The 15,670-nt window shown below is 67.7% G+C and carries 8 protein-coding genes and 1 tRNA gene; 4 read left to right on the forward strand and 5 right to left on the reverse strand.

Translation table 11 applies throughout. The annotated features are described in order from the left end of the window. The first annotated feature begins 268 nt into the window (after window positions 1-268). Window positions 269-1,303 (forward strand): LacI family DNA-binding transcriptional regulator, encoded by a 1,035-nt coding sequence (locus G1C96_RS06005; protein WP_169275752.1) that lies wholly within the window; start codon window positions 269-271, stop codon window positions 1,301-1,303. Between the two features lie 1,634 nt (window positions 1,304-2,937). After that, window positions 2,938-6,972, forward strand: coding sequence for a hypothetical protein (locus G1C96_RS06010; protein ID WP_169275753.1), 4,035 nt, complete (start codon window positions 2,938-2,940; stop codon window positions 6,970-6,972). A 694-nt stretch (window positions 6,973-7,666) separates the two neighbouring features. Here G1C96_RS06010 and G1C96_RS06015 read toward each other — a convergent pair. The 3 genes from G1C96_RS06015 to G1C96_RS06025 form a co-directional block, all read right to left on the reverse strand. Next, window positions 7,667-7,739 (reverse strand) — tRNA-Ala (locus G1C96_RS06015). A 166-nt stretch (window positions 7,740-7,905) separates the two neighbouring features. Beyond that, window positions 7,906-8,751, reverse strand: coding sequence for a DedA family protein (locus G1C96_RS06020; protein WP_169275754.1), 846 nt, complete (start codon window positions 8,749-8,751; stop codon window positions 7,906-7,908). A gap of 398 nt (window positions 8,752-9,149) precedes the next feature. Then, window positions 9,150-10,763 carry a dolichyl-phosphate-mannose--protein mannosyltransferase gene (locus G1C96_RS06025; protein ID WP_240945138.1) on the reverse strand — a complete coding sequence of 538 codons (1,614 nt, stop codon included), beginning with the start codon at window positions 10,761-10,763 and terminating at the stop codon, window positions 9,150-9,152. Window positions 10,764-11,030: 267 nt separating this feature from the next. Here G1C96_RS06025 and rsmI point away from each other — a divergent pair, with 267 nt between their 5' ends. Further along, window positions 11,031-12,053, forward strand: a complete 1,023-nt coding sequence (rsmI, locus tag G1C96_RS06030; RefSeq protein WP_169275755.1) for a 16S rRNA (cytidine(1402)-2'-O)-methyltransferase — start codon at window positions 11,031-11,033, stop codon at window positions 12,051-12,053. On the opposite strand, the gene G1C96_RS10120 is transcribed toward rsmI, so the two are convergent. Continuing rightward, a complete protein-coding gene (locus G1C96_RS10120; protein WP_205832072.1) occupies window positions 12,023-12,700 on the reverse strand; it encodes a variant leucine-rich repeat-containing protein in 678 nt (225 codons plus the stop codon). The genes rsmI and G1C96_RS10120 overlap by 31 nt on opposite strands. After that, the gene (locus tag G1C96_RS06040; RefSeq protein WP_169275756.1) at window positions 12,697-13,575 is read right to left on the reverse strand and encodes a hypothetical protein; all 879 of its coding nucleotides are present in this window, start codon (window positions 13,573-13,575) and stop codon (window positions 12,697-12,699) included. Before G1C96_RS06040 ends, G1C96_RS10120 begins: the two co-directional genes overlap by 4 nt. 168 nt (window positions 13,576-13,743) lie before the next feature. Between G1C96_RS06040 and metG the strand changes: the two genes are divergently transcribed. Beyond that, entirely contained in the window at window positions 13,744-15,621 is a 1,878-nt protein-coding gene (gene metG / locus G1C96_RS06045) for a methionine--tRNA ligase (RefSeq protein ID WP_169275757.1), read from the forward strand. Window positions 15,622-15,670: the final 49 nt, after the last annotated feature.

The following is a 15,670-nucleotide window of genomic DNA, read 5'->3' on the forward strand; positions in this document are numbered from 1 at the left end:
GTCCACTGGCACGGTTGCTGTACCAGGCATCTCCATCTACTCATACCTCGCTGCCATGTCGTGTTAGGTGGCATGTTCTCTCGCTGGGGTGGTTCGCACAATTTTGGACCACTGCGCATGTCGGACTGCGGTCGCACATTCCCGCTGTTACAATCAAGGTCAATCTTCGCAATCGTGAAACGATACGATCGTTCGCGATACAGAGAAAACGGCGAACTACAGCGCGATGCAGCGGAATGCGGCGCGACGACGGGTTGGGAGCGCAATCATGGTACGAAGCAACGTTGGCGGCGGACGCGCCACACTGCACGACGTGGCGGCCGCGGCGGGAGTCTCGGTCACCACGGTCTCGAACTACCTGAGCGGCTACCCGTACATGCGACAGTCCACCAAGGACCGCGTGCGCAAGGCGATCGACGAGCTGGGCTACGTGGCCAACACGGCCGCGCGCACGCTCAAGACCGGCCGCACCGGACTGCTCACCCTGTCCGTGTCCGACCTGCGCCAGTCGTACTTCGCCGAACTGGCCGAGCGCATCATCGCGGCCGCGCGCTACCGCAACTACGGCGTGATGATCGAATCGACCGGCCTGAACCGCGACCGCGAGATCGGCAGCATCGACTCGGTGCGCCGGCGCATGACGGACGGTCTGATCACCAGCCCCGCGTGCATGGGCGCCGGGGACGCCGCGGCGTTCGAGGGCGACTACCCGCTGGTCATGCTGGGCGTGCAGCCGTTCACCGCGCCGTGCCACCACATTCTGGTGGACAACGTGCAGGCGGCGCACGACGCCACCGCGCATCTCATCAAGGCCGACTGCTCGCGCATCGCGCTCATCGGCGGCGCGGAGGGCGGCGAGGAGTCGAGCCGTACCACGCGTATGCGCGGCTACTGCGAGGCGCTGCGCGAGGCGGGAATCCCGGTGCGCCACGAGCTGATCCGCGAGGTGCGCGACTGGAACGCACTGGGCGGCGCGCGTGCGGTGACCGCGCTGTTCGACGACGGCATCCGCCCGGACGGCATCCTGGCCTGCAACGACCATCTGGCGTTCGGCGTGATGCGCCAGCTCAAGGATCTGGGGCTTGCGATCCCGGGCGACGTGCGCGTGGTGGGCTTCGACAACATCGACGAGGCTCGCTTCGCCATCCCGTCGCTCACCACCGTGGACCAGAGCGCGGATACCGTGGCGATCAAGGCCGTCGATTCGGTGATCGGCCAGATCGAGGCCGGCACGCGCGCGCCCGCGAGCGTGGAGCACGTGCCGCACAGCATCGTCTACCGCGCGTCCTCGCCCGAGGCGTAGCTGGCGTACCGCCGCGTGGCGCCGTGCGGCGGGCCGGGGCTCCGGAGCGCGTTCGGCGGCGCGGGGCTGCCCGATGTTCGCGTTGCTTGCTCCGATTTGTTCGCTTCGGATAATTGGAGTGCTTAGAAGCGCAGAAACTACCTGTTGTTGCTTTGTGGGTGGACACTCAGAAGTAGGGTTCCTTCTTCTGAGTGTGCGTCTCGGGTAATAAGTCCGTTCGCTCGTAGTTGCCGCTGTGCACATTGGCTTGATTCCGCCGTTTTGGGGATGGTCAGTTTGGCGGGTTGGGACTCGCTTCCGGCGATGGACACTCAGAAGAAGGGACCCTTCTTCTGAGTGCGTCCGGATACGCTCGCGGCGGGCTGCTGAAGGCCTCGTTCGTCGTCTCGGTCGCGCAGATTTGGCGGATCTGACCATCATCGGAATTGCGTGGTTTGCAGATTTGGCGGAAGTGACCCCGGGGCGACGTTTTCGGGTCTCTCCGGGGTCACTTCCGCCAAATCTGCGAACCAAGGCAGCGTGCGGATGGTCAGATCTGCCAAATCTACGCCGGTGTGCGGTGTGTGCCGGTGGAGTGCGGGGAGATCGGTCATCCAATCCGCGATCGGACGGCGCCGACTGCCGGACTTCAGCCAGATGGTGTGCTGCCATCTGATGCGCGGCCGTTCGAAGGCCGGCCGTTCCGCGAAGCGTCGGACAACGTGCGACCATGCGGCGTGCGGTCAATCGGAATGCGACTGGGGTATGTGCAATCAGGCAGCGTGCGGCCACTTGGTGCGCGACTGTTTGAGGCGCGACCGTTCCGCAGATTGTCGGGCGACGTGTGGTTCGGCGCCGTGCAACCGGACATCACGCGGGCAATCGGAGTACTGTCGGGCTGCGCGCGACCGGACGGCCCCGCAGCCGAGCAGCGTGCGGCTGGATGCAATGCGGCCATATGGTGTGCGGCCGCTTGTTTGCGCTACGGCTATTCTGCGGATTGTCGGACAACATGCCGGCCCGGTGCTGTGCAAACGGGCAGCGTGTGGCCGGGCGACGTGCAATCAGGCGACGTGCGGCCGCTTGGTGCGCGATTGTTTGAGATGCGGCCGTTTTGCAGATTGTCGTGCGACGTGCGGTTCGGTGCTGGGCAACTAGACAACGTGCGGCCGCTTGATGTGCGATTGTTTGAGGTGCAGCCGGGTTTGCATGCGGCCATATGGCGTGCGGCTGGTTGCGCGCAGTCAGACTGCATGCGCCCGGCGATCTACGTGCAACCCGCGCCCGACCGGCGCGCCCGGCCGACGTGCACCTGGCCGACGTGCACCTGACCGACGCGCGCCCGTCCGCATACCCAGCAAGACCGCATATGCCGCGTCTGTGTCGTTGCATCGCCTGTGCGGCGAGGCACTTCGGCACCCCGTAAGGTTGCGTCACTGATCTGAAACGTTCTATACTGACCGAAGTTGATTGCGGTCTTCGTCGATCGCAGTCGCTGACGGTCGTTGAACGCAAGCGGTGAGGCTAGGAAACTCAAGGAAGACGCGGGCCGAGACATCGGCGGCGGGTTGCCGTGCGAGGTCTTTGAAACGTTCAATGGGCGTACAGGAAGGACCGGGCAACCGGGACGGGAAAGCAAGGAAGCTGGAGGACACATGACCACACGGACGAGACTCGTGGCGTCGCTTGCGGCGATCGCCACGCTGGGCGCGGGGCTGGCCGCCGCGGCGCCCGCGACGGCGGCGACCGGCACGGGAGGAGACGCCTCGGCCTCCTCGGAGATTCAGGTCGGTCCCTCGTGGACGGACGTCGACGGCAACATCGTGGAGGCGCACGGCGGCGCGGCCAACAAGTACAACGAATCCGAGTTCGGCATCGACGTCACCGGCGACGGCGACACGGACGACGACGTCTACCTGCTCTACGGCGAGAAGAAGACCAACGCCACGCGCCCGGTGGACGGCATCAACGGCTACTGGTCCACCGATCTGGAGCACTGGCACTACATGGGCAACGTGCTCAGGACGCACAACGTGCTGCCGGACAAGGTGATCACCATCACCGGCAACCAGTCGTACACTGACTACGATTCCCAGCAGTACTTCGCCGACCACAAGATCTCGCAGGACGGCAAGACCACCTCCTACGCGGCCGGCTCCCAGAAGTACACCGTGCTCGACGAGGCGAACCTGCAGGAGCTCAAGGACCTCGCCAACTCCGGCGCCGACACCGAGGACGCCAAGTCCGCCAAGGCGTTCGTCGAACCGTACGTCAAGACCAGGGACGCCAACGGCAAGGCCCTCGAATACTACGAGGACGACCTCAGGCTCGGCTTCGAATACCTGTACGGCATGTACAACATCGTGGAGCGCCCGAAGGTCGTCTACAACAAGGCCACCAAGCAGTTCGTGGCGATCTTCCACTCCGACGGCGCCACCAACGCCAACGGCGACCGCATCAGCTGGATCGAAGGTCTGACCAACTCCGGCCTCGGCGCCACCGGCGGCAAGGAATACTTCGCGCAGAATGGCAACACCGGCTCGCGCTACTCGCGCGCGCAGATCGGCTACGCGGTCTCCGACAGCCCGTTCGGCCCGTTCCGCATGGTCAACTCCACGCGCATGAACTTCGACAAGTCGCTGCACGCCACCCGCTTCGGCGAATCGCGCGACATGACCGTGTTCGTGGACTACGGGCACGACGTCAACAACGACGGCGTGGACGACGCGTACGCCGTGTACTCGTCCGAGATGAACGCGAAGATGTACATCTCGCTGCTCAACAAGGACTACACGGGTCCGATCGCGGACGGCAACTCCGAGCCCGAGAGCGACCACACGTGGCGCTCCCGCGTGCTGCCGGACAATTCCCGCGAGGCATCCGCGCTGTTCTACTGGGACGGCTGGTACTACATGATCACCTCCGGCACCAACGGCTGGAACTCCACGCCGGTGATCTACTACCGCGCCAAGAGCGTGCTGCAGGACGCCGTCTGGGAGAAGCTCGGCAACCCGTTCACCGGCGACAACCCGTCCATGGGCTACGATTCGCAGCCCACGTACGTGATCGCCAAGGATCAGGAGAAGGGCCAGTTCATCTACATGGGCGACCGCTGGGTGGTGGATTCCAAGACCGGTTCCGCGGGCAAGAACTCCAAGCTCATCTGGCTGCCGATCGAGCTGACCGACGACGACTCCGCGCCGATCCGGATCTCCGGACGCGCCTCGTGGAATCCGTTCGACGACTCGCTGTACGCCGCGCCCAAGAACTACGGTTCGCTCGTGCTGGAGCGCGGATCGCTGCTGCCGTCCACGCTGAGCATCGGCGGCAAGGACGTGGCCGTGACGTGGGCCGACGGCGCCGACGATCAGGTCGCCGCCGCGTCCGCCGGCGACACGCTGCAGCTGAACTTCACCGCGGACGGGGAGCGATACGTCGCCTCGGTGCAGGTCATCGCCGCGGGACTCACGTACTTCATCGACTCCGGCGCCAAGGACGCCGCGTCCGCCTCCGAATACGCCGCCGTGCAGGCCGCGGTCCGGGGGCTGAAGAACCAGACGCCCGATCAGGTGTCCGACGGCACCTCGTGGGGCTATGTCAGCACGAACGTGGTGGCGAAGAACGACGCCGGAGACGGCAAGGACGACACCGGCCTGTACACCAACAACAACGGCGACGTGATCTCTTACAGGCTGCCGCTCGACGCCGGTTCGTACACCATCACCGCCGGGTTCCATGATTGGTGGGCGCAGTGGACCGACAACCGCACGGTGCAGCTCAGCGTCTCCGGCGAGACCGCGACCGCGGCCGCCGACGCCCAGAGCGGCGTCATCGCCACCGGAGACACGGTGACCATCACCAACAACAAGGTGCAGCAGAACGCCACCGGTTCCGTGTCGTTCACGCTCGACAAGGCGCAGACCGTCACGTTCTCCGTGACGCGCACGGCCGCCTCCAAGGCTGACCCGATCCTCAGCTGGCTCACCGTAGCGCAGCAGGCGAAGAGCCTCGGCTCGATCGGCGTGACGAAGGGCGGCGCGCTGCCCGAGACCGTGACGATCGACGGCAAGGACGTCAAGGTGACGTGGAGCGACGCGAGCAGGCGCCTCGCCGCGAGCGCCGCCGCCACGGTCGCCGACCTCGGCATCGCCGGCACCACCGAGACCGGCGCCCCGGTGACCGCCACCGCGCTCAGCGTGCCCGCCGGCACCGTGTACTTCGCGGACTCCGGCGCCACCGCGACCGGCGTCACGGCCACGCCCGACTACGACGCGGTCAAGGCCGCGCTGGGCGACCAGCTGCTCAACGCCGACGCCGCCGACCGGCAGTGGGACGGCAAGACGGACGGACCGACGTGGGGCTGGTCCGGCGGCGGCACGGGCGCGGGCGTGACCTCCGCCACCGCCACCGACTGGGGCAACAGCTTCATCGCCGCCGACTACGACGCCAAGAACGGCCAGATCACCTATCATCTGACGCTGCCCGCCGGCAGGTACGACATCGGCGCGGTGCAGTCGCCGCTCAAGTACCCGAACGGCATGTACTCCACCGTGACGATCGGCGACCAGACGATCGGCGCGCGCAAGGTCGTCTCCGGCATGAGCGACGCGAACCGCACCGTCGTGCAGTCCGTGGAGGTCCCCGAGGACGCCGTGGTGGACGTGACCGTGGGCACCGATGGCAATTCCGGCTACAACGTGCGCCTCGCCGCCGTGTGGGCCGCACGCACCGGCGACATCGCGCCGGACGTGGACAAGGCCGCGCTGCAGCAGAAGGTGAACGACGTGGCGGCCGAGATCGCGTCGGGCGCGCTGAAGGCCGACGACTACACGACCACGTCGTGGGACAACCTGATCAAGCGACTGGACGCCGCGAAGACGGTGATCGCCGACCAGGACGCCGCGCAGGACGCCGTGGACGCCGCGCTCGACGCGCTCGCGAAGGCCCGCGCCGGGCTGATCAAGGACGCCGGCACGTCCGGCGGCAACGGCGGCGGCACGACGATCATCTCCAAGAAGCAGGCGACGATCACGGGCGTGACCGCGGCCGACGCGTGGTTCGATGGTCAGCCGCACGCGGGCTTCGCGGGCACCGCCACCAGCGAGTTCAAGGGTGCGTACGAGATCACGTACACCGGTTCCGGCACCACGAAGTACGGTCCGTCCGCCGCTGCGCCGACCGCCGCGGGCACGTACCGCGTGACGATCAGCGTGCCGTCCTCGGATCCGACGTGGCACGGTTCGCTGATGATGGAGTTCGCGATCCGCTCCGGCTCCACGGTGGTGAGCCGCTTCTATTCCGCCGGCGCGAACCGTCACATGTGGACGGCTTCGGCGGCCGAGTCCGGCGTCCTGCCGGGCATGGGCTGGGGCACCGAGGGGGATGCGTTCACGATGGATGCGCAGACCGGCGTGCCGGTGTATCGCCTGTACGATCCGGCGGGCAACCAGCATCTGTGGACCACGTCGACCGAGGAGCGCGACCACCTGCTGGCGAACGGCTGGAACGACGAGGACATCGCGTTCTACGAGAACCCGACGGCGACGGTCGATGTCTACCGCTTGTACAACCCGTACACGGGCGAGCATCTGTGGACCACGTCGCTGCTGGAGCGTGATTCGCTGTGGTCGCAGTCGGGCGGCGAGTGGACGTACGAGGGTGTGGCGTTCAAGGCCATGGCTCAGGAGTGATGCGCCGACGGCCTGCGACGGTCTGACGGAGGTTCGGCATGACGTGCCGCGCTGCCGGGTGACCGATTGATCGGTTTCCGCCGACGCGCAACGTTTTGCCGAGCGACTTCCCCGGGCGGTCCGGATGGTTGAGATGCCATCCGGGCCGCCTTTTGCATGGCTGCGGTGTGCTGCGGAATCGGGCGGGCGATGCCGCTCCCTGCCGGAAATCGCAACGTTGCGATGACGTGCCGTCGTCATGCGACGACATGGCCCTCATGGTGCCTGCCTGCCGCAACGTTGCGATGGGCGACCATCGTGGGTGGTGGCCCGGGCGTGTCCAAAGTGGCCGATCGTCGCAACGTTGCTATGGCAGGGCATCGTAGACGATGGTGTGGGTGCCTACAGTGGTCGTTCATCGCAACGTTGCGACGAACGGCTGTGCGCTCGGTCGATGGCCTGCCTTGGTCGGGATGCGTCCCGGCGGGAACGCGCCGTTGAGATGACGGCTATCGAGCTATCGGGCGCATCTTCGGCAAACGAAGGGCCGGGTTTTCGGAGAAACCGCGGAATCGCAACGGCGCGACGGGAAACCTGCCCCTTCCCTTGCCGGTCGGACGCGCGTCTCGGTACATGACCTCGTTCCGGGCTGCCGGGCTGCCGGGTCGCAGATAATGAAAAACCCTCCCGCGGTGGAATGCAGGAGGGTTCTTCGTGGAGCTAATGGTAATCGAAACCACGACCTCTTCGATGCGAACGAAGCGCTCTACCAACTGAGCTATAGCCCCTTGGATGTTGCCTTGCTTCGCAGAGCAACTTTTGACATGCTAGTACGTCTCCCGAATTTTGGCAAACCCGAGACACGCCGGAAACGACGCGCCTCGGGTGGGCTCGGGCAACGCGCGCACGTCGCCCGGACGACGTCCGGTGCGGACGCTGCCCGATGCACGTCGCTTAGCGTGCGCTGCCCTCGCGTTCGTCGAGCGTGCGGTGCAGCGTGTCGCGCGCGGCGGTGATGTCGGCGTCGGCCGCCTGCGCCTGCTCCAGACCGGTCTCCATGCGGTCGAGCTCGGAATCGGCGACGGCGGAGGTGACGTCCTGCGGGTTGACGTCCTGCTCGTCGGTGGTCTCGGACGGCGTCTTCTTGCCGAACTTCGCCTTGCACAGGCCGATGATGGTGGGCAGCAGCGAGATCACGAGGATCAGCACGATCACCAGCTCGAAATGCTCCTGCACGGCGGGGATGCCGCCGAAGAAGTAGCCGAGCAGCGTGAACAGGGTGGACCAGGTGAGGCCGCCGAGGATGGAGAACGGGGTGAAGCGGCTCCAGCGCATGCCGGAGATGCCGGAGATGAACGGCATGAACGTGCGGATGAACGGGAAGAATCGGCCGAGGAACACGGCGAGCGGGCCCCACTTCTCGATCATGCCCTCGGTCTTGGCGATGCGCTCCGGGGTCATGGCCTTGACCTTGCCGGAGGCGATGATGCGACGGCCGAAGAAGTGGCCGATGAAGTAATTGCACTGGTCGCCGATGATCGGCGCGAGCCACACGACGGGCAGCAGGAACATGAGCGGCAGCGAGCCGGGGGCACCGGTGGCCGCGTCGGGGGCGGCGAAGAAGCCGGCGGCGAACAGCAGCGAGTCGCCGGGCAGGAACGGGAAGAACACCACGCCCGTCTCGATGAACACGATGAGGAAGATGAAGCCGAGCGTGGGCGCCACGCCCATGGCGATCCAGCTGGCGATGGCCGCACGCGGATCCTTGAGCAGCTCGATGATGAAATTGACGAATCCCATGACAATCCTTGAGGTATGCCGGCCGTGGATGCCGGTGCGGTCGCGGCGCGTGGCGCGCGACGTCGGCGATGCCGGTCGATGTCGTAATCGCACACCACCCTAGCAGTTCGTCGGCTTTGCGCTGGGTTCGGGTCGGTGACCAAGCACAATCCTCACAAACGCCAAGGCTTGGCTAAGACGTCGTACGATTGGGGCCCGCCGCGTCACGCGGAGCGCCGGTTGCGTCACGCGGAGCGTCCGCTCCCTGTGACGCACTTCGCCAAAACCGCGGAATTCCGCCGATTTGCGGTATCCCGCTCCGTGTGACGCGCGCTCCGCGTGACGCACGCCGCGCTCCCTGTGACGCCCGCTCCCTGTGACGTGGCCTGCGACGGTCGCATATGTGGTTCCGTGGATCGCTAGATCCACGAGTCGAACCACATATGCGACAGCCAGAATTCGTACGGCACGGGGATGGCGGTCCAGATCGGGTACCAGTACGCGGCGGCCAGCCCGATCACGCCCAGCGTCACGCCGCACGTCACGTGGTAGGCGCGCGGCGAGACCGATTCGCGCAGCCAATCGGCCACGTAGCAGATGGCGAGAATCATGGCCGGCAGGATCACGATCGAATAGAACGTGAACGTGGTGCGGTTGAGGTACTGCGCCCACGGCAGCCATCCGGCCAGCAGCCCCGCCAGCACGGCCCAGATGCGCCAGTCGCCGCGGCGCACGAACGCCGCCACGATGATGCCGATGACCACGCACAGCGTGCCGATCCACCACACGAACGGGTTGCCGATGGACGTGACCGCCGCGATGCATCGGCCGCCGGGGCTGAGCGAGCACAGGCCCGGGGCGCCGGCGAGATGGTCCTGCCAGTAGAAGCTGGTGGGACGCACCTGCAACGGCCAGGTGAGCGGATTGGCCATGTAGTCGTGGTGCGCGGTGAGCGTGGTGTGGAACTGCCACATCTGCACGTGGTACTGCACGAACGAGCGCAGGCCCTCCGGCAGCCACTGGATGCCCTCGCCGGGATGCTTGGCGGCCCAGTCGTGCATGTATGAATCGGGGTGGATGAACCAGCTGGTCCATCCGGCCAGATACGTGGCGGCGTAGATCGGCACCATGTAGGCCGCGGCGGCGAGGCCGTCCTTCCAGATGCCCGTGCCGAGCCACCCGCGGTAGCCGGCCTGCCGGCGCTCCCACGCGTCCCAGACCACCGAGATCACGCAGAACACGGCGAAGAAGTAGGTGCCGGACCATTTGACGCCGGTCGCAAGGCCCAGCAGCACGGCCGCGCCCACGCGCCACCACGAGAACGCCACGAACGGGCCGCGCGCGTCGAGCACCCAGCGCACCGAGGCGTTGCCCGGGGTGCCGCTGCCGGAGAGATCGTGGCCGCCTCGCCCTCCGCGACGCCCGAATCGCGCCGGCGCCGCGGGGATCCAGCGCGCGGTGCGGGCGCGGCTGTCCACCGCGAACGCGTCGCGCAGGCGCCGTCGCGCCCAGTCGCGGTGGATGAGCATGAGCGAGAGCGCGCCCAGCGTGAAGATCATGATGAAGTTGTCGAGCAGGCCGGTGCGGCTCATCGTGATGCCCACGCCGTCCACGCTCATGAGGAAGCCCGCCATCACGGCGATCGGCAGGTTGCGGAACAGGCGCAGCGCCACGCGGCACAGCACGAGGATGGCCAGCGTGCCGGCGATCGCGGTGGCCGCCCGCCACGCGAACGGGTTGCCGGCGCCGCCGAAGAGCTTCAGTCCCAGCGCGATGCACCATTTGCCCACCGGCGGATGCACCACGTATTCGGCGCTGGTGAGCCAGTGGTCGGTGTCGCCGGCCGCGAACAGCGCGTTGACCTGGTTCTCGCCGGTCACGGCCGTGCCCACGTCCTTGGGCCAGTTGCGCGGCTCGCCGGTCATGAGCATCGTGTACGCGTCCTTGACGTAGTACGTCTCGTCGAACACGATCGACCGCGGCTCGCCCAGGCGGATGAAGCGCAGCAGACCGCCGAACAGCGCCATGAGCATCGGCAGGATCCAGCCGAGCAGACGCACGCCCACGCGCGTGCCGATCGCGAGGCTCAGACGCGCGAACGGACCGGGGCGCGACGCCTTCGCCGGCTGCGCGGCGTCCGCGATGTCTGCGGCATCTGTGATGTCTGTGGTGTCTGTGGCGTCCGTCACGGCTGCGACCGTGTTCTGCATCGCCGCGTCCGGCTCCGTCATACCCGTCATTTCCCGAGAATTTACGTACCCTACCGTCATCAGGGCCCAGACTAGGGGATACTGGGACGTATGCAGACCGTAAGCGACCAATCCACACAAATCTCTGGCGATCCGACGACCGCGCCCGATCCGGCGACCGACCCCGCCTCGGCGCCGCAGGACTCCGGGACGCCGCAGTCCGCGCTCGCCGCGAACGTGCGGGGCGTGGCGGTGCCGCGCGGCACGGTGGTGCTGGCGGCCACGCCGATCGGCAACACCGGCGACGCCTCCGCCCGCCTGATCGCGCTGCTCGCCGACGCCGACGTGGTGGCCGCCGAGGACACGCGCCGCCTGTACGATCTGGCGAACCGCCTCGGCGTGCACGTGAACGGGCGCGTGATCGCGTACCACGACCACAACGAACGCGCCAAGTCCGACTCCCTGCTCGACCAGGTGGAGCAGGGCGCCTGCGTGCTCGTGGTCTCCGACGCCGGCATGCCCACGATCAACGACCCGGGCATGGCGATCGTGCGTCGCGCCATCGAACGCGGCCTGCCGGTGACGTGCGCCCCCGGTCCGAGCGCCGTGCTCGACGCGCTCGCCATCTCCGGCCTGCCCACGGACCGTTTCTGCTACGAGGGCTTCCTGCCGCGCAAGCACTCCGAGCGCGTGCAGCATCTGCGCATGCTGCAGTCGGAACAGCGCACGATCGTCTTCTACGAGACGCCGCACCGCATCGCCGACTCCATGGACGACCTGCTCGAGGCGTTCGGTCCGAACCGTCCGATGGCGTTGTGCCGCGAGCTCACCAAGGACTATGAGGAGGTGCGCCGCGGCACCGTGGCCTCCGTGCGCGAGACGGTGGTCAATGACCCGCCGCGCGGCGAGATGGTGCTCGTGATCGGCGGGGCCTCGGCCGACGAGGCGCAGGCCGCCGCGCCCAGCGCGCTGAGCGTGGAGGATCTGGCCGTGCTGTCCATCGACCGTGCGCTGGAGGACGGCCTGCGCATCAAGGAGGCCATCAGCCAGGTGATCGAGGAGCATCCGCTGCCGGACGGCTCGCTGGCCAACCGCAAGCAGGTCTACGCCGCGGTGCTGGAGATGAAGGCCTGAGCGCTTCCCGCTCCCGCCGTAGCGTCACCTCCCTCGCGTCGTCGCCGTCTTGCGTGCGGCCGCTGCTGCCGGTCCAGCAGATCGAGCAGCACGGCGATCGTCTCGTGCACGCCGGGGCCGCCGGCCTGCGCCACGTATTCCAGCAGTTCCGCGCCGGACCGCGGGTTGGCCACGAGCCAGCGCCGCAGCTCCGGGGCGTTGCGCGCGATGTGCCATAGGATCTCCAGTTCGGTGTTCGGATCGCACGCCAAAGCGGGCGTGAGCTTGACCGGCGGCTTCGGCGGATGACGCAGCGCCACGGCGGTGGGCGCGTCGTACGGTCCCGCGCCGGCCTCGGTGCCTGCGCGCGCCGTGCTCGTGCCGATGGCGGCGAGATGCTCCAGCCGCGCGTCCGACGCGTCCGGCGCGTTGCTCCGCGCGGCGTGCCGGATCAGCCCGCGGCGGCGGCCCGGCGGCGGCGCGTTCCTGCAGTTCGCCGTCCGGTCGTCCCCGGCGTCATGCCGGTTCTCGGGGCGTTCGACGTTGCGCAGACGCCGGTGCCTGCCGCGCAGCGCCCGGTGCCCCAGACACAGGCGGGGCATCTCCAGCGGCGGGACGGTCAGGGATCGCGCCGGTGCGGCGACGTTCTGCGGCATTGCGATGCTCATGGGTGCTCCTCTTCGTGGTGTGCGGTGTGTTGGGATGTGGTGTGTTGGGGTGCGTTGTGCCGGGATGCGGTGTGCGGGTGCGTGTCGGCGCGACGATGCGCGTCGTTGTTGCGATACATCGCGTTGCGGTGCGCCGCGTCGTGGTGCGGGGCGCCGGTGGTTCCCGAGGAGATCGGGAACGCGGCGACGTCGAAGTTGCGTCCGTCCGCGAAGCCACGGTCGTCCGTGAATCCCCGGTCGCCCGCGAAGCCGCAGTCCTCCGCGAGCCCGAACGCGTCGGCTTCGGCGTCGGCCCCCGGCGGCGCGTACGACCCGCGCAGCGTCATGAACGTCTCCAGCCCGCGCCGGCGCCCGGGCCATCGCGGGTTGCGCTGCAGCAGCGCGATGCAGTCGTCCGGGGTGAAGTCGAAGTCCTCCATGAGCTCGATGATCCCGGCCGCCGTCACGCGCCCGTCCGGCAGCGGCGACCCATCGTCGTTGCACGCCAGATCGCAGGCCGTGCGCAGGGGCGACGTCACCCAGACGCCGCCCAGGCGTGATCGCTCGTCCGCGGCCAGCCGACGGTCGTACGCGCGCATGCGCCGGCCGTACACCAGCGCGCGGAAGTGCGTGTGCGAGATCACGGTGAGCGTGCCCGGGAACGCGCCGCCGGTCCAGATCCACAGCGCCAGCGCCGCGCAGGCGGTCGCGTCCGGAGGCACGATGCGCTCCACGATGGAGGCGCGTCCGGGCACGGTGCCGGCGCGGTTGGCCAGATAGCAGCCGGTGGCGTCCAGCGGGACCAGCGCGCCCATCCGCGCCAGACTGGCGACGCTGAGCGGTCCGGGCAGGTCCTTGCACGGGATGATGGGGGAGAGATGCTGCGTTGCGTTCATGACCCCGACCGTAGGCGAGGCGCGCCCGCGTCTCCAGTCGCCGCCCGCCGACCGTGGATAAGTGGACAACTCGCGTCGCGGGCCCTTCGCCGTGGATAACCGCGTGCGCAACCGGCGGTCGTCGCCAAGGTCCCGGAGTGTCGTCACCGCGCCCGATAATCGGGCCTTATGACGAATATTCTTGTGAACGTTGCATGGCCGTACGCCAACGGCCCCCGCCACATTGGCCACGTCGCCGGCTTCGGCGTGCCTTCGGACGTCTACGCGCGCTTCGAGCGCATGAAGGGCAACGACGTCCTGATGGTCTCCGGCACCGACGAGCACGGCACCCCGATCCTCGTGGAGGCGGAGAAGGAGGGCGTCACCGCCCAGGAGCTCGCGAACCGCTACAACCGCGTCATCGCCAAGGATCTGTGCGATCTGGGCCTGAGCTACAACCTCTTCACCCGCACCACCACCGGCAACCACGAGCACGTGGTGCAGGAGCTGTTCAAGCAGTGCCTGAAGAACGGCTACATCTACAAGGGCACCCAGCAAGTGGCCATCAGCCCGTCCACCGGCCGCACGCTGCCGGACCGCTACATCGAGGGCGAATGCCCGATCTGCCACGCCGAGGGCGCGCGCGGCGACCAGTGCGACGCCTGCGGCAACGAGCTCGACCCGGACGAGCTCATCAACCCCGTGTCCAAGATCAACGGCGAGACCCCGCGCTTCGAGGAGACCGAGCACTTCTTCCTCGACCTGCCCGCGCTCGCCGAGGCCAACCTCGCCTGGCTCAACACCCGCGAGGGCTGGCGCACCAACGTCATCAACTTCTCCAAGGGCCTGTTCAAGGAGGTCAAGCCCCGCGCCATCACGCGCGACATCGACTGGGGCATCCCGGTGCCGGTGGACGGCTGGATCGACAACCCGAACAAGAAGCTGTACGTGTGGTTCGACGCGGTGATCGGCTACCTGTCGGCCTCCATCGAATGGGCGCGCCGCAAGGGCGACCCGGACGCGTGGCGCAAGTGGTGGAACGATCCGTCGTCCCCGGCCTACTACTTCATGGGCAAGGACAACATCACGTTCCACTCGCAGATCTGGCCGTCCGAGATGCTCGCCTACAACGGCCAGGGCTCCAAGGGCGGCGAGGCCGGCCCGCTCGGCCCGCTCAACATGCCCGAACAGGTGGTGGCCAGCGAGTTCATGACCATGGAAGGCAAGAAGTTCTCGTCGTCGCGCGGCATCGTGATCTACGTCAAGGACATCCTGTCGCGCTACCCGGTGGACGCCGTGCGCTACTACATCTCCGTGGCCGGCCCCGAGTCCTCCGACTCCGACTTCACGTGGGCCGAGTTCGTGCGCCACAACAACGAGGAGCTCGCCTCGAGCTGGGGCAACCTCGTCAACCGCGTGGCCACGCTCATCAACAAGAACTTCGGCGAGATCCCGGCGCTGGACGAGTCCAAGCTGACGGACGAGGACCGTGCGCTGCTGGACGAGGGCCTCAAGGCGTTCGATGTTGCCGGCCGCTTCCTGGAGACGCACCACCAGAAGGCCGCGCTCGGCGAGGCGATGCGCTTCGTGGGAGACATCAACAAGTACATCTCCGCCACCGAGCCGTGGAAGATCAAGGACGACCCGGCGCGTCTGGGCACCGTGCTGCACGTGGCCGCGCAGGCCGTGAGCGACGCGAACCACCTGCTCGCGCCGTTCCTGCCGCACTCCGCGCAGAAGGTGTGGGAGGCGTTGGGCGGCACCGGCACGTTCTCGCCGCTGCCGCGCATCGAGGAGGTCGAGGATCTCGACAAGCCCGGCTTCCACTACCCGATCATCACCGGCGACTACCAGATGGGCGTGAACGTGCACCCGTGGGCGCGCGAGGAGATCGTGCCCGGCACCCCGGTGGCCAAGCCCGCGCCGATCTTCGCCAAGATCCCGCAGGAGGCCGTGCAGGAGGAGCTCGACCGCTTCGAGACCGCGCTTGCCGCCCGCCGCGAGAAGGAGGCCGAGCGTCTGGCCGCCGAGAAGGCCAAGCTCGCCGAGGAGGAGCAGGGCAAGTAGGGCAGGCGTGACAAGGCGGCGCAGAGCGGCAGAAGCTGTCTGTGGCTGC

The organism is Bifidobacterium moraviense, from assembly GCF_012932365.1.
GTDB classification, from domain to species: Bacteria; Actinomycetota; Actinomycetes; order Actinomycetales; family Bifidobacteriaceae; genus Bifidobacterium; species Bifidobacterium moraviense.

Bases quoted from the DNA above. Each gene is read 5' to 3' on its own strand.
- G1C96_RS06040 (WP_169275756.1), bottom strand. From the start codon at position 13,575: ATGAACGCAACGCAGCATCTCTCCCCCATCATCCCGTGCAAGGACCTG.
- metG (WP_169275757.1), top strand. From the start codon at position 13,744: ATGACGAATATTCTTGTGAACGTTGCATGGCCGTACGCCAACGGCCCC.
- G1C96_RS06020 (WP_169275754.1), bottom strand. From the start codon at position 8,751: ATGGGATTCGTCAATTTCATCATCGAGCTGCTCAAGGATCCGCGTGCG.
- G1C96_RS10120 (WP_205832072.1), bottom strand. From the start codon at position 12,700: ATGAGCATCGCAATGCCGCAGAACGTCGCCGCACCGGCGCGATCCCTG.
- G1C96_RS06005 (WP_169275752.1), top strand. From the start codon at position 269: ATGGTACGAAGCAACGTTGGCGGCGGACGCGCCACACTGCACGACGTG.
- G1C96_RS06025 (WP_240945138.1), bottom strand. From the start codon at position 10,763: ATGCTCATGGCGCTGTTCGGCGGTCTGCTGCGCTTCATCCGCCTGGGC.
- G1C96_RS06010 (WP_169275753.1), top strand. From the start codon at position 2,938: ATGACCACACGGACGAGACTCGTGGCGTCGCTTGCGGCGATCGCCACG.
- rsmI (WP_169275755.1), top strand. From the start codon at position 11,031: ATGCAGACCGTAAGCGACCAATCCACACAAATCTCTGGCGATCCGACG.